The following is a 1137-nucleotide window of genomic DNA, read 5'->3' as shown; positions in this document are numbered from 1 at the left end:
GACTTAACAGTTTTAAATTTTGGAAACCACTGGAGGAAACATTATGAACTTCGACGGCATTTTCACCCCTGCCATTACTCCGTTGTCTTCGGATGGCCAAATTGATTTTTCTGCCTTTGGCGAGGTCATCGAATACCTGGTCGAATCCAAGGTTCACGGTATTATCATCGGTGGCTCGACTGGCGAGTATTACGCTCACACAGCAGCCGAACGTGTAGAGATTGCACAGCGTGCAAAAGATGTCCTCAAAGGTCGTCTGCCTCTGGTTGTAGGTACTGGCGGAATTCGCACCGAGGACTCCGTCTACTTTGCTGAAAAAGCGAAGGAGCTTGAGGCTGATGCCCTCTTGGTGGGGTCTCCGCCCTATGCTTTGCCTACCCAGAAAGAAATCGCTACCCATGTCTTGGCTGTAGATAAAGCTGCTGGTCTTCCGATCATGCTTTACAACTACCCAGCCCGGATGGGCGTCGCCATGGGCGATGAGTTCTTCGAAGCTGTTGCTCAGTGCAAAAATATCGTCGCCATCAAAGAAAGCTCCGGCGAGATGAATCGCCTTCATCGCCTGGCCCATTCGCATCCATCTATCCAGATTTCTTGTGGTTGGGATGATCAAGCTTTGGAATTCTTCGCTTGGGGTGCTCGCAGCTGGGTCTGCGCGGGTTCGAATTTCATTCCCCGCGAACACGTGGCGCTCTATGAAGCTTGCGTCATTGAAAAAGACTTCGCCAAAGGTCGCCGCATCATGTCGGCAATGCTCCCGCTGATGGACTTCCTGGAAGGTGGCAAGTTTGTACAATCCATCAAGTACGGCAGTGAGCTGAACGGATTGCGTACTGGTGGTGTGCGGGCTCCGCTGCAGCCTTTGGAGGAATCCGAGAAGCAAGAGCTGAAAGAAGTTATTCGCACCCTCAAACAGAACGTAGCCCAGATCGTAGGGGAGGCATGAAATGGCAGACCTACTGAGCAAAGAGGCATATCGCGACCTGGCAGGTAAGCTGGAGTTTCGTAATCAAGCCTTTATCAACGGCAAGTTTTGCAATGCTCAATCAGGCAAAACATTCACCACGACCAATCCGGCCACAGGTGATGTGTTAGCTGAAATTGCTGCCTGTGAGTCTGAAGATGTGGACGTGGCTG

1 protein-coding gene and 1 pseudogene are annotated in these 1137 nt (G+C 51.4%); both read left to right on the top strand.

What is annotated here, in order from left to right; translation table 11 throughout:
• The first annotated feature begins 43 nt into the window (after window positions 1-43).
• Window positions 44-946, top strand: coding sequence for a dihydrodipicolinate synthase family protein (locus tag AC1DRJ_RS28885; protein WP_477805138.1), 903 nt, complete (start codon window positions 44-46; stop codon window positions 944-946).
• A gap of 1 nt (window position 947) precedes the next feature.
• Window positions 948-1137: pseudogene (locus tag AC1DRJ_RS28880) on the top strand (aldehyde dehydrogenase); the annotation flags it as partial.

The organism is Pseudomonas sp. P5_B2, assembly GCF_056400445.1.
The sequence above is the reverse complement of the archived record's forward strand: the minus strand, read 5'-3'. Positions and strand labels throughout refer to the sequence as shown.

Bases quoted from the DNA above. Each gene is read 5' to 3' on its own strand.
- AC1DRJ_RS28885 (WP_477805138.1), top strand. From the start codon at position 44: ATGAACTTCGACGGCATTTTCACCCCTGCCATTACTCCGTTGTCTTCG.